The sequence below is a fragment of the Streptococcus sp. bf_0095 genome (assembly GCF_004166885.1).
Taxonomy (GTDB): Bacteria; Bacillota; Bacilli; order Lactobacillales; family Streptococcaceae; genus Streptococcus.
Genome location: NZ_RCYU01000003.1, coordinates 192,339 through 208,296 on the forward strand (window position 1 = coordinate 192,339; position 15,958 = coordinate 208,296).

Consider the following 15,958-nt stretch of genomic DNA (forward strand, 5'->3'; position numbering starts at 1 on the left):
GGAAGTAAGCGTTTACACACAACAAATTTTAGGAGGTCCTGATGAAATCACATCAACCACGTTATGCTATTCGCAAGTATGCTGTAGGAGTTGCTTCGGTACTGGTTGGCTTTTTTGCCAGCGGTCAAGTCGTAGCAGCAGATACGCCGAGTGTTACAGAAAGCCCTGCAACGACTCCTCCGACACAGCCAAGTGAAGGAGACTTGCCTCAGTCTGCTACCGAGGAAACTGCTCAGCCGGCAGTAGAAAAACCAATTGTTCCGGCTCCAATCGTCGAGCAAAGTCAACCGACCCTACCTGATCGAGAATTGCGCGCATCCGATCTTGATCGCTTGATTCGCGAAGAAGCGATCTCTGTTACAGAAGCTAATGGGACAGCTCAACCGGTGACAGCAGCGACTGAAACACCCGCTAAAGATCCAGAGCAAGAAGAAAAATTGGCTAAGAAAAAGGTCATCTCTATTGATGCCGGTCGCAAGTACTTCTCACCGGATCAAATCAAGGAAATCATTGATGAAGCTAGCAAGACGGGTTATACCGATTTGCATCTCTTAGTGGGAAATGACGGCTTACGCTTTGTCCTTGATGACATGTCCTTGCAAGTGGGAGATGCGTCCTACTCAAGTCAAGCGGTCAAAGAGGCTGTAGAAAAAGGAACCAAAGCCTACTATGACGATCCAAATGGAACAGCCTTGACTCAGGCTCAAATGGATGACATTTTGGCTTATGCCAAATCCAAGAAAATAGGGGTCATTCCAACAATCAATAGCCCAGGGCACATGGATGCAATTCTGACAGCTATGGATCAATTGGGGATTGAAAACCCTCACTTTAATTACTTTGGTACGAAAAAGTCAGAACGGACCGTTGATTTAGACAACCAAAAAGCTCTAGATTTCACCAAAGCCTTGGTGGACAAGTATGCGGCTTATTTCAGTGGCAAGACAGAAATCTTTAACATCGGCTTGGACGAATATGCCAATGATGCAACAGATGCCCATGGTTGGCAGGTCCTTCAAGCTAGCAAGCATTGGCCAGATGAAGGCTATCCAGATAAAGGCTACGAAAAATTCATCCAATATGCCAATGATCTAGCGGCTATTGTGAAAAAACACAAGATGAAACCAATGGCCTTCAACGATGGTATCTACTACAATGGCGATACCTCCTACGGAACCTTTGATAAGGATATCATTGTATCCTACTGGACAGGTGGTTGGAACGGCTATGATGTGGCTTCGTCAAAATTCCTATCTGAACTAGGCCATCAAATTCTTAATACCAATGATGCTTGGTATTATGTCCTCAGCCGGGATAAGGCTGGATCTGGCTGGTACAATCTGGATCAAGGACTCGAAGGGATTTCCAAGTCAGCGATTGATATTGTTCAAAAAAATGATGGGGCTAAGGTTCCCTTCATTGGTGGGATGGTAGCTGCCTGGGCAGATACGCCATCCGCAACCTATAAAAAAGAGCTACTCTTCAAGCTCATGCACGCTTTTGCGGATAAGAATGCGGACTACTTTGTAGCAGATCCTGAAGTCGTTGAAAAAGCTCTGGCGGAAGCTCCAACTGATTTGGACCACTACACACCGGATTCCCTAGTAGCCTTTACAGCAGCAAAAAATGCGCTGGAAGGAGTAGGAGCAGAGACGACTCGAGCAGAAGCTAAAGAACTGATTGCTTCTCTCAAAGCTGCTCAAGAGTCCTTAGTCTATACAGAAAGCTATGCCAAAGAGTTGGCAGACAAGGAAGCTGCTGAAAAACTAGCTAAGAGCAAGGTGATTTCCATTGACGCAGGACGCAAATACTTCTCGCTAGATCAGTTGAAACGGATCGTAGACAAGGCCAGTGAGCTAGGCTACTCTGACTTGCACCTCCTTGTCGGAAACGATGGTATGCGCTTCGTCCTCGATGATATGACGGTGGAAGCTAATGGCAAGACTTATGCCAGCGATGACGTGAAACAGGCCCTTCTCGAAGGAACCAAAGCCTACTATGACGATCCAAATGGTCAAGCCTTGACCCAAGCAGAGATGGACGAATTGTTGGCTTATGCGACTTCTAAAGGAATTGGCTTGATCCCAGCAGTCAATAGTCCAGGTCATATGGATGCTATCTTGGTAGCGATGGAAAAACTAGGTATCGAACATCCACAAGCGACCTTTGATACGGTTTCCAAGACAACCATGGATTTGACCAACGAAGAAGCGGTTAATTTCACCAAGGCCCTCATTGGCAAGTACATGGACTATTTCAAAGGCAAGTCTAAGATCTTTAACTACGGAACAGACGAATACGCTAATGATGCTACTAATGCCCAAGGCTGGTACTACCTCAAATGGTATGAACTCTATGGTAAGTTTGCGGACTATTCTAATAGTCTGGCAGCCATGGCCCGTGAAAAAGGCTTGCAGCCAATGGCCTTTAACGATGGCTTCTACTATGGAGACGAAGATGATGTTACCTTTGACAAGGACGTCTTGATTTCTTACTGGTCTAAAGGATGGTGGGGCTATAACCTCGCATCACCACAGTACCTCGCAGACAAGGGCTATAAATTCCTCAATACCAACGGTGACTGGTACTATGTTTTGGGCCATAGAGGAGATCAAAGCTATCCACTCGATAAAGCTCTTCAACATTCAGAAACCGTCCCATTTGAACAATTAGCTTCAACCAAATACCCTGATGTGAAATTACCAGTGTCCGGAAGTATGTTGGGAATCTGGGCAGATGAACCAGCTAATGAATACAAGGAAGAAGAAGTCTTCCAGGTCATGGAAGCATTTGCCAACCACAATAAGGACTACTTCAAAGCTAACTATACAGCCCTTCATGCGGCTCTTGCCAATGTTCCAACAGATCTTTCCATCTACACTGAGGAATCTCGTTCAGCTCTTGCAACGGTTCTAGATCAGTTAAATTGGAAGATCAGTCGTGCTAACCAAGAAAAAGTGGCAGAGCAGGTTGAACAGGTCACTCAAGCTCTCAGTCAATTGAAACCAATCACCCAAGTGGGAAGCCAAGCAGAAGATGATGTCAGAGCCTTGGTAGCAGACATACCAAGTTTGGAAGTTGTCGAAAAAGAACTGGATTTTGAAGTTGTCGAACGGACCAATCCAGATCTAGCCAAGGGTGAACGAAAAGTGGTTCAAGTAGGTGTCAAAGGCCAGCAGCGTGAATTTGTTGCGGTTTCTACCCTTGATGAGAGCCGCCAAGTAGTAGGAACTGAAGTTTCGAAAGAAGCTGTTGCTGAGATTGTGGAAGTGGGCACCAAGGAGGCAGAAGTGATCACTCCGACTCCAGGTTTACAGAATGGTCCAAGTCCTCAACCAGACTTACCTCAAGTTGATCAAGGAGGTCATCTTCAAGTAAGACCAATAGTCTCTGAAGTGAAGCCACTTGTGAACGCTCAGCCAGCTCCAGTCGCTTCAGAACAAAAAACAGTAGAAGAAGCTCAGCCAGCACCGGTGCAAGACCAAACACCGTCTAGTCATCAGCTTCCTCAGACTGGACAAGAATCTGTGCTAGGTTTGGCCTTGCTTGGAGCGATCTTAGGAGCGACAGGCATGAGTCTCAAAGGACGTAAAGAAGACTAATCAGCCCCCCGATTGAACTAAGTTTTTCTATTTTCCAGACATGGAAAAGGAAAGACTTGGTTCTTTTTTTGCCTCGGAAACTGTACCCGGACAGTTCTCTCTTTTCCGCCTTGTTCAGCTTGGATGAACTTGATAAAATAAAAACATGACACGATACAAAGCAACTATTTCTTACGATGGAACTCTATTTGCGGGTTTCCAACGCCAACCGCATGCCCGTAGTGTGCAAGAAGAAATCGAGAAGACCTTGATGCGTCTCAATCAAGGAAATCCTGTGACCATCCATGGAGCGGGCCGGACGGATGCAGGTGTCCATGCCCTTGGACAGGTCATCCACTTTGATCTCCCCCAGCCACGGGACGAGGAGAAGCTCCGTTTTGCCCTCGATACCCAAACCCCAGAGGATATTGACTTTATCCGGGTGGAGCAAGTGCCCGAGGACTTTCATTCACGCTACCAGAAGCACAGCAAGACCTATGAATTTATCGTGGATTATGGTCGTCCCAAGAATCCCATGATGCGTCACTATGCTACCCACTATCCCTATCCCTTGGATGTGGAAAAGATGCGAGCAGCCATCCAAAAGTTGGAGGGAACCCATGATTTCACCGGTTTTACAGCTTCGGGTACCAGTGTGGAAGACAAGGTTCGCACGATTACAGAGGCTCGCTTGGTCGAGGACGTGGCAAATCATCGTCTTCTCTTTACCTTTTCGGGCAATGGTTTCCTCTACAAGCAAATCCGCAATATGGTGGGAACTTTGTTGAAGATCGGAAATGATCGGATGCCGATAGAGCAGATCGATCTGATTTTAGAAAAGAAGGATCGCAATCTAGCAGGTCCTACAGCAGCGCCAAATGGCTTATATTTAAAGGAGATCCGTTATGAGTAATGAATTGATTCTAGCTATTTCAGGAAATGATATTTTTAGTGGGGGAGGTCTTCACGCAGACCTTGCGACCTATACAACCAACAAACAGCATGGCTTTGTAGCGGTGACTTGTTTGACCGCTATGACGGAGAACGGTTTTGAAGTGATTCCGGTGGATCCGACAACCTTTGCTCAACAGCTCAACTCTCTCAAGGATGTTCCTTTCTCTGCTATTAAGCTCGGCCTCTTGCCAAATGTTGAAGTGGCAGATTTAGCCTTGGACTATGTCAAAGCCCATGCGGAGATCCCCGTGGTACTAGACCCCGTCTTGGTCTGCAAGGAAACCCATGACGTGGAAGTATCAGCCCTTCGAGATGAATTGATCAAGTTCTTCCCTTATGTGACCATCATCACGCCAAACCTACCAGAAGCTGAGATCTTGACTCAAAGCAAGATTCAATCGCTCGACGATATGAAGGAGGCAGCTCGCAAGCTCAATGAATTGGGAGCAGCCACTGTCGTGGTCAAAGGGGGCAACCGCCTCAACAAGGAAAAAGCCATCGATGTCTTTTATGACGGCCAAGACTTTACGGTCTTCGAAGAAGACATTTTAGAAAAGAATAATACAGGAGCTGGTTGTACCTTTGCCTCTAGTATTGCAAGCCAGTTAGTCCAAGGGAAGGCAACCTTAGAAGCTGTTAAGGCTTCAAAAGCGTTCGTCTACCAAGCCATTCAAAAATCAGATCAATATGGAGTAGTTCAATATGACCAATAAACGTACCCAAGTAATCGCGCATTTAGCCATTTTAACCGCCTTGACAGTTGTGCTAGGCTATTATACCAAGTTGCCAACTCCGACCGGGATGGTGACCTTGCTGGATCTAGGCGTCTACTTTACCGCCTTTTATCTGGGGCGCAAAGAAGGAGCAGTGGTCGGTGGTCTTGGTGCCTTTCTCTTGGACCTCCTCTCTGGCTATCCTCAATGGATGTTCTTTAGTCTCTTGTTCCACGGAGCTCAAGGCTACTTTGCTGGCTTTAAAGGAAAAGCCCGTTACATCGGTCTGCTTCTAGGAACGGTTATCATGGTAGGCGGCTATGCCCTAGCATCAGCGCTCTTTTTAGGAAATACCTGGGTAGCGGCCATTGAAGAGGTTCCTCATAATTTGGTTCAAAACTTCGTTGGGATGGCTCTGGGATATGCTCTGTACCATTTCTTGCCAAAGAAGGGGAATTAGAGGATGGAGTTAGAGCAATTAAAAAGAGAAACCCAGGAGATTTTGCTGGATCTTTTATCCAAGGCCAATCTGCGTCAGGGACAAATCCTCGTATTAGGCCTGTCCACCAGTGAAGTCGCTGGCGCAAGTATCGGGAAGAACTCAAGCCTAGAGATTGGGCAAGCCATTGTGAAAACCATCCTAGATACCCTAACTCCCAAAGGGATTTACTTAGCTGTCCAAGGATGTGAGCATCTTAACCGCGCTCTGGTGGTCGAACGTGAACTAGCAGAAAAGAAAGACTTAGAAATCGTCAATGTACTACCGAGCCTCCATGCGGGTGGTGCCGGACAGTTGGCAGCCTTCGGTTATATGAAAGACCCAGTCGAAGTTGAATTTATCACAGCTCAGGCTGGTTTGGATATTGGAGATACCTCTATCGGCATGCATGTCAAGCATGTGCAAGTACCCGTTCGCCCTGTCTTGAAAGAACTGGGTGGCGCTCATGTGACGGCTCTAGCGAGTCGTCCAAAGTTAATCGGTGGGGCGCGTGCTACTTATCAAGAAGATCCACTTCGAAAATCTTAATAGTAAGGAAACTAGTTCAGGCATGGACTAGTTTTTTTTGTTCCGGGTTAATTTTTGAGATAGGAAAGAGATTTTAAATCTTTGGGTCTCCAGAAACCACTATGAAATTCCTCTAAAAAGAAGCAGTTTCCACAAAACCAAGATGCCCAAAAACTTGCATTTTCGAAGTTTTATGGTAAAATTATTAGGAATGACTATATTATTTTAAGGAGAGACAGAATGTCTGTATCATTTGAAAACAAAGAAACAAACCGCGGAGTATTGACTTTTACCATCAGTCAAGACCAAATTAAACCAGCTTTAGACCGCGTGTTTGAGTCTGTTAAGAAAAACTTGAACGTACCAGGATTCCGTAAAGGTCACCTTCCACGTCCGATCTTCAACCAACGTTTTGGTGAAGAATCACTTTATCAAGATGCTTTGAACGATCTTCTTCCAGCAGCTTATGAAGCAGCAGTAAAAGAAGCAGGCCTTGAAGTAGTTGCTCAACCAACTTTTGACGTTGTATCAATGGAAAAAGGTCAAGATTGGACATTGACAGCAAATGTTGTTACAAAACCAGAAGTAAAATTGGGTGCTTACAAAGACCTTGAAGTATCTGTAGAAGTTTCTAAAGAAGTAACAGATGAAGATGTAGATGCACGTATCGAACGCGAACGCAACAACTTGGCTGAATTGGTAATCAAAGAAGGACCAGCAGCTGAAGGTGATACCGTTGTGATCGACTTTGTAGGTTCTGTTGACGGTGTTGAGTTTGACGGAGGAAAAGGAGATAACTTCTCACTTGGACTTGGTTCAGGTCAATTCATCCCAGGTTTCGAAGACCAATTGGTTGGACACTCAGCTGGTGAGACAGTTGATGTCATCGTAACTTTCCCAGAAAACTACCAAGCAACTGACCTTGCGGGTAAAGAAGCAAAATTCGTGACAACCATCCACGAAGTAAAAGCAAAAGAAGTACCAGCTCTTGACGATGAATTGGCAAAAGACATCGATGAAGAAGTTGAAACTCTTGCTGAATTGAAAGAAAAATACCGCAAAGAGTTGGCTGAAGCAAAAGAAGAAGCTTACAAAGATGCAGTTGAGTCAGCAGCGATTGACCTTGCAGTAGAAAATGCAGAAATCGTTGACCTTCCAGAAGAAATGATCCACGAAGAAGTACACCGTGCTGTTAACGAATTCCTTGGAAACATGCAACGTCAAGGAATCTCTCCAGACATGTACTTCCAAATCACTGGTACAACTCAAGAAGATCTTCACAAACAATATGAAGCAGATGCAGCAGCACGTACTAAGACAAACCTTGTCGTAGAAGCAGTTGCTAAAGCAGAAGGCTTCGAAGCAACTGACGAAGAAGTAACTGCAGAAATCGAACAATTGGCAGCAGACTATAACATGCCAGTTGAACAAGTTCGTAGCTTGCTTTCACCAGAAATGTTGAAACACGACATCGCTGTGAAGAAAGCTGTTGAAGTGATCACAAGTACTGCAAAAGTAAAATAAAAAAGACGATCTTCCATCTTGATGGAAACAAGTCATAAGAAGAAAAGCTGAGGCCATGTGTCCCGGCTTTTCTCTTCTTCTTGGCGCGGAATTTTCCTTTGACGAAAGGGGAAAATTATCGTACAATAGAGTGTAACGATAAATGATGTATTCTAGGGGTATCCTCTTTTTTAATGAAAAAGAGTGTTGCCTTGAGATAAAAATGAAGGAGATCTACCTTGGAATTAGAAGTATTTGCTGGACAAGAAAAAAGTGAACTTTCAATGATTGAAGTAGCCCGTGCGATTTTGGAGTCACGTGGGCGTGATCATGAAATGTATTTCAATGACCTGGTCAATGAAATTCAAAACTACCTCGAAAAATCAAACAGTGAAATTCGTGAAGCTCTTCCCTTGTTCTATACAGAATTAAATGTGGATGGAAGCTTTATCCCACTAGGAGACAACAAATGGGGACTTCGCTCATGGTATGCAATCGATGAGGTAGATGAAGAAATCATCGCTCTTGAAGAAACTGATGAAGACGAAGAGCCTAAGAAACGTAAGAAAAAACGTGTCAACGCCTTTATGGATGGAGACGAAGACGCGATCGATTACAATGCGGATGATCCAGAAGACGAAGATGTCTATGAAGCAGATCCAGCGCTTACTTACGATGATGAAAATCCAGAAGATGAGAAGGATGAAGTGGAAGCCTATGACGCTGAAATCAATGAAATCTCACCAGATGAGTTGGATGAAGAAGTTGAGTTAAGTGACGAAGAAGACGAAGAAGAGTCTTACGAAGACGAAGAATAATAATCCAAAAAACAAGGAATTCGTTCCTTGTTTTTTGTTTGCTTGAAGGAGGCTTCAAGGAGGAGTATAATAAGGGTGTAAGAATGATGTAGCGAAGAAGGAGGAAGGACATATGGACTGGATACTTGATCAAAGTTTGGTGGATTTGGGGATTGAGACAGTTGTAATCGGAGTGGCCAAACAGGTGGACCCACAAGCTCCCTTATCTGCAACTTTTCTAGCTAAAAAGAAGGAGATGGAAACTTGGGCCTTAAATTGTGATCTCAGCTCGGTGAAAGAGGAGGCAGCTGTACAAGGCTATATGGACTTGTTGAAGGAAGTAGGGCGTAGTGTCAAAAAGAACCCGCCAACTATTCTCGCTTTGATTAAGAATATCCAAAGTCGAGGCTTCCTACCGACGATCAATAGTGTGATTGATATCTATAATGTTGAATGTCTCCGTTCCTTTTTAGCCATTGGAGGGCATGATCTGGATAAAATCCAGGGACCAATCGAGTTTACGATTAGTCAAAGAGAGGATACCTTTTTGCCCATCTTATCAACAGAAAAGCATGTTAGTGAAACCGATCCGGTCTACCGAGATCAAGAGGGTATTATGGCCTGGCTAGATGTGAGAGATGGTGAACGCTATAAGATGGAGGAAACTACCCGCAATGCCCTCTTTATCATCCAGGGAAACAGAGCGATATCTGTAGAGATGCGCTTGGAAGCACTGGAGCGGATTAGAGAAGACTTGTCATCTTGCATGCCCGATTTAGAATTTGAAAAATATCTGGTTACCCCCAGTGAGACAATTCCAGTCCCTTAAAGAAGAACTCCTATATTCGGGATGAGTTCTCATCTGGACATAAGAGAGATGTGAAGTATCCAACACTCTTCTTGACCTGTGAGAATCTGCAAACTTTGAAAAAAGTTTGAAAAAAATCTTGACAAGAAAGTAGAAGATTGATATACTAGTAAGGTACTCAATCGCGGGGATGGCGGAATTGGCAGACGCGCAGGACTAAGGATCCTGTGACCGCTTTAGGTCGTGAGGGTTCAAGTCCCTCTCTCCGCATCGGATAATCAAGGCAGCTTCGGCTGTCTTTTTTCTTGTTCATTTAGGAGAAAGATTGCTTGAAAGAGAAGAAAACGCTTTAAAGCTTCAGGAAAAGCTAGCATTTTCAATGAAAAAGTGATAAAATAAACAATGTAAGTGGTTTAACCACAATAAATTAGAGGAGGCCTACAACTAATGGCAATCGTTTCAGCAGAAAAATTTGTCCAAGCAGCTCGTGACAATGGTTACGCAGTTGGTGGATTTAATACAAACAACCTTGAGTGGACTCAAGCTATCTTGCGTGCAGCAGAAGCTAAAAAAGCTCCAGTTTTGATTCAAACTTCTATGGGTGCTGCTAAATACATGGGTGGTTACAAAGTAGCTCGCAACATGATCGCTAACCTTGTTGAAGCAATGGGTATCACTGTACCAGTTGCAATCCACCTTGACCATGGTCACTACGAAGATGCTCTTGAGTGTATCGAAGTTGGTTACACTTCAATCATGTTCGACGGATCACACCTTCCAGTTGAAGAAAACCTTAAATTGGCGAAAGAAGTTGTAGAAAAAGCTCACGCTAAAGGTATCTCAGTTGAAGCTGAAGTTGGTACAATCGGTGGTGAAGAAGATGGTATCGTTGGTAAAGGTGAATTGGCACCAATCGAAGATGCTAAAGCAATGGTTGCTACAGGAATCGACTTCTTGGCAGCAGGTATTGGTAACATCCACGGTCCATACCCAGCAAACTGGGAAGGTCTTGACCTTGACCACTTGAAGAAATTGACAGAAGCTCTTCCAGGATTCCCAATCGTATTGCACGGTGGTTCAGGTATCCCTGATGAGCAAATCAAAGAAGCTATCAAACTTGGTGTTGCGAAAGTTAACGTTAACACTGAGTGCCAAATCGCATTCGCTAACGCAACTCGTCAATTCGTACGTGAATACGATGCAAACGAAGCAGAATACGACAAGAAGAAACTCTTCGACCCACGTAAATTCTTGAAACCAGGATTCGAAGCAATCACAGCTTCAGTTGAAGAACGTATCGACGTATTTGGTAGCGAAAACAAAGCTTAATCTTGCTTGAAACGTTATTAACCAGAGGTTTATCCATAAGGATAAGCCTTTTTTTGATTTTACATTGATTTTTTCTAACTAATGGTAAATGAATAAAATAGTAAGATAAAATTAATTCGAAGTTACATACAAATGTTAATATATTTACTTCTGTGATGAGTTGTGATAAAATGAAATCAGTTTTAGGTATATAGGAGGTAGTGTGAATATGAAAAACACTAAATTATTGTTAACAGTTTTAATAGCTGGATCGTTGCTAACGGCTTGTCATACAAATAATGTATCGAAAGATACTACTTTGCCTGAAAAAAATCCAACTGTAAAATCAGATTCTACATCTAAGTCTAAAAAGAGTTCATCAGTGAAAGATGTTACAAAAGAGAGTTCGAGTGTAGAGGAGATGAATTCGTTGGCAAAACAATCGAAATCAACTGAGGAAATTTACGCAACTGGAGATATTGTTGTAGGGGAGAATGGTGATGTAAAACCTGGGATTTATGATTTGGAAATAACAGGAGGTTCAGGAAATATTTTCGGTAATAGGAAGAATCATCTTATGTTGTTTATAAATTGGTTAGGAGGTGCACCAGGCACTTCTGTAGACTATCCCTCAAAAATCAGAATAATTTTATTTGAAGGAGATTCATTAGAACTAAAAAGTATCTCTAAAGTTAAATTTACTGCTGTTCCTGCCCAAGTACAAATGACTAATGAATTAGGAATTGGTGAGTATGTCGTAGGTCGCGATATAAAAGCTGGCACATATAAATTGACTACAAATGTAAAAATGGATCCTCAATTTGATAATTTAGGTTGGACAGTTGATATTTATAATATTTCAACAAAAAAGACGAAAGAACAAACTTTAACTCCTGGTAATCAAGATGTTGTTGTGAAGCTAGAAGACGGTGATATAATTTCAACTAGTTTATATAATACAGATCAGGATGTACCAAGTGATGATGCTAGATTAATTTTCACTGAATATAAATAGATTAATAATTAACCAGAGGTTTATCCGTAAGGATAAGCCTTTTTGATTTCTCTTTTTCTAAGAAATGTTTGTTTCAAACAAATAATGATTGCGATTCTGACAATTTAAGGTTATAATAAACAAAAACGAAGCAAGTAGGTAGGAAATGAAAAAACAGGAAAGACTGAATGAGATTATCAATCTGGTCAATAAGGCTGGAACCGTTTATGTTCAAGACATCATGGAAAGTATGCAGGTGTCGGATATGACGGTCCGTCGGGATTTGATTGAATTGGAAAAACAAGGTCTCCTTATTCGGGTTCGAAATGGAGCCAAAAGTAATCAATTCCTCCCATCACGGGAACTGCCCCATGAAGAGAAGTTGCTAAAGAATATTCTGGCTAAGCGTGAGGTAGCGAAGAAAGCTAGCGAACTGATAAAAGAAGGTGAGAGTATCTTCCTTGGGCCGGGGACCTCTGTTGAGGTTCTTTCCGAAGCCATTAATAATAAGGAACTGCGCGTGGTGACAAATTGTCTACCGATTTTCCAAGAGTTGTTAAAGAAGAAAAGTGATACCTTTAAGGTAATCCTCTTAGGAGGGGAGCTTCGAGAAACCAGTCAAGCTTTTGTCGGCGAGATAACGAACACTCTCATGGAAAGAATGTACTTCTACAAGATGTTTTTTAGTGGGAATGGCATTGTGGATGGGCGCGTTCTGACCTCTTCTTTTGAAGAAGCCTATACGCAAAAGTTGGCCTTAGAACGTTCTTCTGAAGCTTACCTACTGATTGACTCCTCCAAGATTGGCAAGGAAGACTTTACCTCTATCTGTTCCTTGAAAAAAGTAACTGCGGTGATAACGGACGATGCATCTGAGAAAGCACATGAAGAATTAGAGGAATATACACGTGTGATTGTATAAATAATAAACTGAAAAGAGAGAGCGATTCTCTCTTTTTTTGTTTATTACAAACAATTTAGGGCTAAAAAATAATAAAAAATGAAGAAAAAATGAAAAAAATAAACAAAAATAGTTGACAACAAACAAAATTAGCGCTATACTGTGTTTGTGAATAACAAAACGAAGTCGAATGAAGAAAGAGGAGAACTTTCTTTGTTGACGGAAATGCAAAAAGGAGAAGCATATGGCAATTGTAGTTGGTGCGGATGCAGCAGGTATTCGCTTAAAAGAAGTAGTCAAAGAATATTTGGAAGCAGAAGGTTTCCAAGTGGTGGATGTCACTGAAGAAGGGCAAGACTTTGTTGATGTGACCTTAGCTGTTGCAAAAGAAGTGAAACAAGCAGAAGATAATCTGGGTATTGTTATTGACGCTTACGGAGCTGGTCCATTTATGGTCGCAACTAAAATTAAAGGAATGGTTGCAGCAGAGGTTTCAGATGAGCGTTCCGCTTACATGACTCGTGGCCACAACAATTCTCGCATGATCACCATGGGGGCTCAAATCGTGGGTGATCAATTGGCCAAAAATATTGCCAAAGGTTTTGTAAACGGTAAGTATGACGGCGGTCGCCACCAAATCCGTGTCGACATGCTTAACAAGATGTGCTAAGGGGAGGAGTAAACGAATGAAAATTGCAATTGGATGTGACCATATTGTCACAAATGAAAAAATGGCTGTTTCTGAATTTTTGAAATCAAAAGGCTATGAAGTCCTTGACTTCGGAACCTATGACCATGCGCGCACCCACTATCCAATTTTTGGGAAAAAGGTTGGGGAAGCAGTAGTGAGTGGTCAAGCAGATCTTGGTGTATGTATCTGTGGAACTGGTGTTGGGATTAACAACGCGGTTAACAAGGTTCCGGGTGTCCGTTCAGCCTTGGTCCGCGATATGACCTCTGCTCTTTATGCGAAAGAAGAACTCAATGCCAACGTGATTGGTTTTGGTGGGAAGGTCACAGGAGAACTTCTGATGTGTGACATTTTGGAAGCCTTCATCCATGCGGAATACAAACCAAGTGAAGAAAACAAGAAATTGATTGCCAAGATTCAACATTTGGAAACCCACAACGACCATCAAGAAGATGAGGATTTCTTCACAGAATTCCTTGAAAAATGGGACCGTGGGGAATACCACGACTAAGAGGTGAGTCTATGATACTAACGGTAACCATGAACCCTTCAATCGACATTTCCTATCCATTAGAAACTTTACACTTGGATACGGTCAATCGAGTTGACAAGGTAAGCAAAACCGCAGGTGGTAAGGGACTCAATGTCACACGGGTCCTAGCAGAGATTGGAGATCCTGTATCAGCGACTGGTCTGATTGGTGGTTCAACAGGCCAATTTATCTTGGACCATCTGGATCAGGAAATCGGCAAAGAATTCTTTGAAATTCAAGGGGAGACCCGGAATTGTATTGCGATCCTTCACGAAGGTCAACAAACAGAAATCTTAGAAAAAGGTCCATCTGTTTCTGAAGAAGAAGGGCAAGCCTTTCTGGCTCACTTTGAAGCTTTGCTTCCAGATGTAGCAGTTGTTGCTATCTCAGGAAGTTTACCAGCTGGTTTACCAGTTGATTATTATGTGAAATTAGTCGAGCATGCTAAGAAGGCAGGAAAACCAGTTGTTCTTGATTGTTCAGGTGTTTCCTTGGAAAAAGCTCTAGTAGCTCCTATTAAACCAACGGTTATCAAGCCCAATAATGAAGAGTTGTCTCAACTCTTGGGCTACGAGGTGACCAAGGATCTGGATCAATTAAAAGAGGTCCTTCAATCTAACTTGTTTAAAGGGATTGACTGGGTCATCGTCTCCCTAGGAGCTGACGGTGCCTTTGCCAAACATGGTGATGTCTTCTATAAAGTGGACATTCCAAAAATTGAAGTGGTCAATCCAGTAGGATCTGGCGATTCGACGGTTGCTGGGATTGCCTCAGCTCTCTATCATCAGGAAGACGACCAAGCACTTTTAACCAAAGCCAATGTCCTTGGCATGTTGAATGCTCAAGAAGCAACGACAGGCCATATCAATATTCATCGCTATGATGATTTGTATCAACAGATAAATGTAAAAGAGGTATAAGATGGTATTAACAGAACAAAAACGCAACTATTTAGAAAAATTGAGCACCAAAGAGGGTGTAATCTCAGCCTTGGCCTTTGACCAACGTGGTGCCTTGAAACGCCTCATGGCTCAATACCAAGACACAGAACCAACAGTGGCTCAAATGGAAGAGTTGAAGGTCTTGGTGGCTGAAGAATTGACACCATTCGCATCTTCTATGCTCTTGGACCCTGAGTATGGACTTCCAGCGACTAAGGTTTTGGATGCGGAAGCAGGGCTCTTGTTGGCTTATGAAAAAACAGGCTACGACACTTCAAGCACCAAGCGTCTGCCAGACTGCCTCAACCTTTGGTCAGCTAAACGCATCAAAGAGCAAGGTGCAGATGCAGTGAAATTCTTGCTCTACTATGATGTGGATAGTGCAGAAGAACTCAACCAAGAAAAACAAGCTTACATCGAACGCATCGGTTCAGAATGTGCGGCAGAAGAAATTCCATTCTTCCTTGAAATCTTGGCTTACGATGAAACAATCGCTGATGCAGGTTCTGTAGAATACGCTAAAGTGAAACCTCGCAAAGTCATCGAAGCGATGAAAGTCTTCTCAGACCCCCGCTTTAACATCGATGTTTTGAAAGTAGAAGTTCCAGTCAACGTCAAATATGTAGAAGGATTTGGCGATGGTGAAATCGTGCATAGTCGTGAAGAAGCTGCAGCCTTCTTTAAAGAACAAGAAGAAGCAACCAAGCTTCCATATATCTACTTGAGTGCAGGTGTTTCTGCTAAACTCTTCCAAGAAACCTTAGTTTTTGCGCATGAAGCAGGAGCGAACTTCAACGGAGTTCTTTGTGGCCGTGCAACTTGGGCTGGATCTGTAGAAGCCTACATCAAGAATGGGGAAGAAGCAGCTCGTAAATGGTTGCGTACCGAAGGTCGTCGCAACATTGAAGAACTCAACCAAGTCTTGGACCAAGTCGCAACTTCTTGGAAAGAGCGTATTTAACAGTGTAGACCACTCCTTTAACGATGGGCGTTCGAATTTCCTTGAAGAGCCCAGAAAAGACAGCTATAAACAGCTATTTGTTAGAAAAAAACAAAAAAGTTAAAAAGTTGTTAAGAAAGGGTTTACAAAAACAAAAGCGTGTGCTATACTAAATCCATAAGTGAATACAAGGTGAGTGTTAGTAAGTTAGATTACGCATGATCACAGATGAATCGGGGAGAAACCTCTCTGATCTCATTTGTGGTCATTTTTTATACCCTTAACCTTA

Annotated in this window: 15 protein-coding genes and 1 tRNA gene; all 16 read left to right on the top strand. The window is 42.9% G+C overall.

All coding sequences use genetic code 11. The features are described from left to right. Positions 1–41: 41 nt before the first annotated feature. The 16 genes from EAI95_RS08455 (at position 42) to lacD (ending at position 15,690) form a co-directional block, all read left to right on the top strand. On the top strand, positions 42–3,602 hold the full coding sequence (locus EAI95_RS08455) for a family 20 glycosylhydrolase (RefSeq protein ID WP_129822712.1): 3,561 nt from the start codon (positions 42–44) through the stop codon (positions 3,600–3,602). Between the two features lie 145 nt (positions 3,603–3,747). Then, positions 3,748–4,494, top strand: coding sequence for a tRNA pseudouridine(38-40) synthase TruA (gene truA / locus EAI95_RS08460; protein ID WP_129822713.1), 747 nt, complete (start codon positions 3,748–3,750; stop codon positions 4,492–4,494). Then, a complete protein-coding gene (locus tag EAI95_RS08465) occupies positions 4,487–5,248 on the top strand; it encodes a bifunctional hydroxymethylpyrimidine kinase/phosphomethylpyrimidine kinase (protein ID WP_129822714.1) in 762 nt (253 codons plus the stop codon). Before truA ends, EAI95_RS08465 begins: the two co-directional genes overlap by 8 nt. Continuing rightward, the gene (locus EAI95_RS08470) at positions 5,238–5,708 is read left to right on the top strand and encodes an ECF transporter S component (protein WP_048789871.1); all 471 of its coding nucleotides are present in this window, start codon (positions 5,238–5,240) and stop codon (positions 5,706–5,708) included. The genes EAI95_RS08465 and EAI95_RS08470 overlap by 11 nt, the downstream gene beginning before the upstream one ends. 3 nt (positions 5,709–5,711) lie before the next feature. Next, on the top strand, positions 5,712–6,275 hold the full coding sequence (locus EAI95_RS08475) for a TIGR01440 family protein (protein ID WP_129822715.1): 564 nt from the start codon (positions 5,712–5,714) through the stop codon (positions 6,273–6,275). Positions 6,276–6,494: 219 nt separating this feature from the next. Then, a complete protein-coding gene (gene tig, locus EAI95_RS08480; protein WP_048717652.1) occupies positions 6,495–7,778 on the top strand; it encodes a trigger factor in 1,284 nt (427 codons plus the stop codon). Positions 7,779–7,996: 218 nt separating this feature from the next. Next, complete coding sequence (gene rpoE, locus EAI95_RS08485; RefSeq protein ID WP_048789869.1) at positions 7,997–8,575, top strand: DNA-directed RNA polymerase subunit delta; 579 nt, start codon at positions 7,997–7,999, stop codon at positions 8,573–8,575. A 112-nt stretch (positions 8,576–8,687) separates the two neighbouring features. After that, positions 8,688–9,383, top strand: coding sequence for a phenylalanine--tRNA ligase beta subunit-related protein (locus EAI95_RS08490; RefSeq protein ID WP_129822716.1), 696 nt, complete (start codon positions 8,688–8,690; stop codon positions 9,381–9,383). Between the two features lie 163 nt (positions 9,384–9,546). Next, positions 9,547–9,632: transfer RNA gene (locus tag EAI95_RS08495), tRNA-Leu, on the top strand. Between the two features lie 177 nt (positions 9,633–9,809). Continuing rightward, a complete protein-coding gene (locus tag EAI95_RS08500) occupies positions 9,810–10,691 on the top strand; it encodes a class II fructose-bisphosphate aldolase (protein WP_048789867.1) in 882 nt (293 codons plus the stop codon). A 208-nt stretch (positions 10,692–10,899) separates the two neighbouring features. Then, positions 10,900–11,685 (top strand): hypothetical protein, encoded by a 786-nt coding sequence (locus tag EAI95_RS08505; RefSeq protein ID WP_082162677.1) that lies wholly within the window; start codon positions 10,900–10,902, stop codon positions 11,683–11,685. A 145-nt stretch (positions 11,686–11,830) separates the two neighbouring features. Beyond that, entirely contained in the window at positions 11,831–12,586 is a 756-nt protein-coding gene (locus EAI95_RS08510; protein ID WP_129822717.1) for a DeoR/GlpR family DNA-binding transcription regulator, read from the top strand. A gap of 223 nt (positions 12,587–12,809) precedes the next feature. Beyond that, entirely contained in the window at positions 12,810–13,235 is a 426-nt protein-coding gene (gene lacA, locus EAI95_RS08515; protein ID WP_006595007.1) for a galactose-6-phosphate isomerase subunit LacA, read from the top strand. 16 nt (positions 13,236–13,251) lie between these two features. Next, positions 13,252–13,767: a galactose-6-phosphate isomerase subunit LacB gene (gene lacB, locus EAI95_RS08520; protein WP_048691514.1), complete on the top strand. Its 516-nt coding sequence runs from the start codon at positions 13,252–13,254 to the stop codon at positions 13,765–13,767. Between the two features lie 11 nt (positions 13,768–13,778). Beyond that, entirely contained in the window at positions 13,779–14,708 is a 930-nt protein-coding gene (locus EAI95_RS08525) for a tagatose-6-phosphate kinase (RefSeq protein WP_129822718.1), read from the top strand. Position 14,709: 1 nt separating this feature from the next. Further along, positions 14,710–15,690 (top strand): tagatose-bisphosphate aldolase, encoded by a 981-nt coding sequence (lacD, locus tag EAI95_RS08530; RefSeq protein ID WP_129822719.1) that lies wholly within the window; start codon positions 14,710–14,712, stop codon positions 15,688–15,690. The last annotated feature ends 268 nt before the right edge of the window (positions 15,691–15,958 follow it).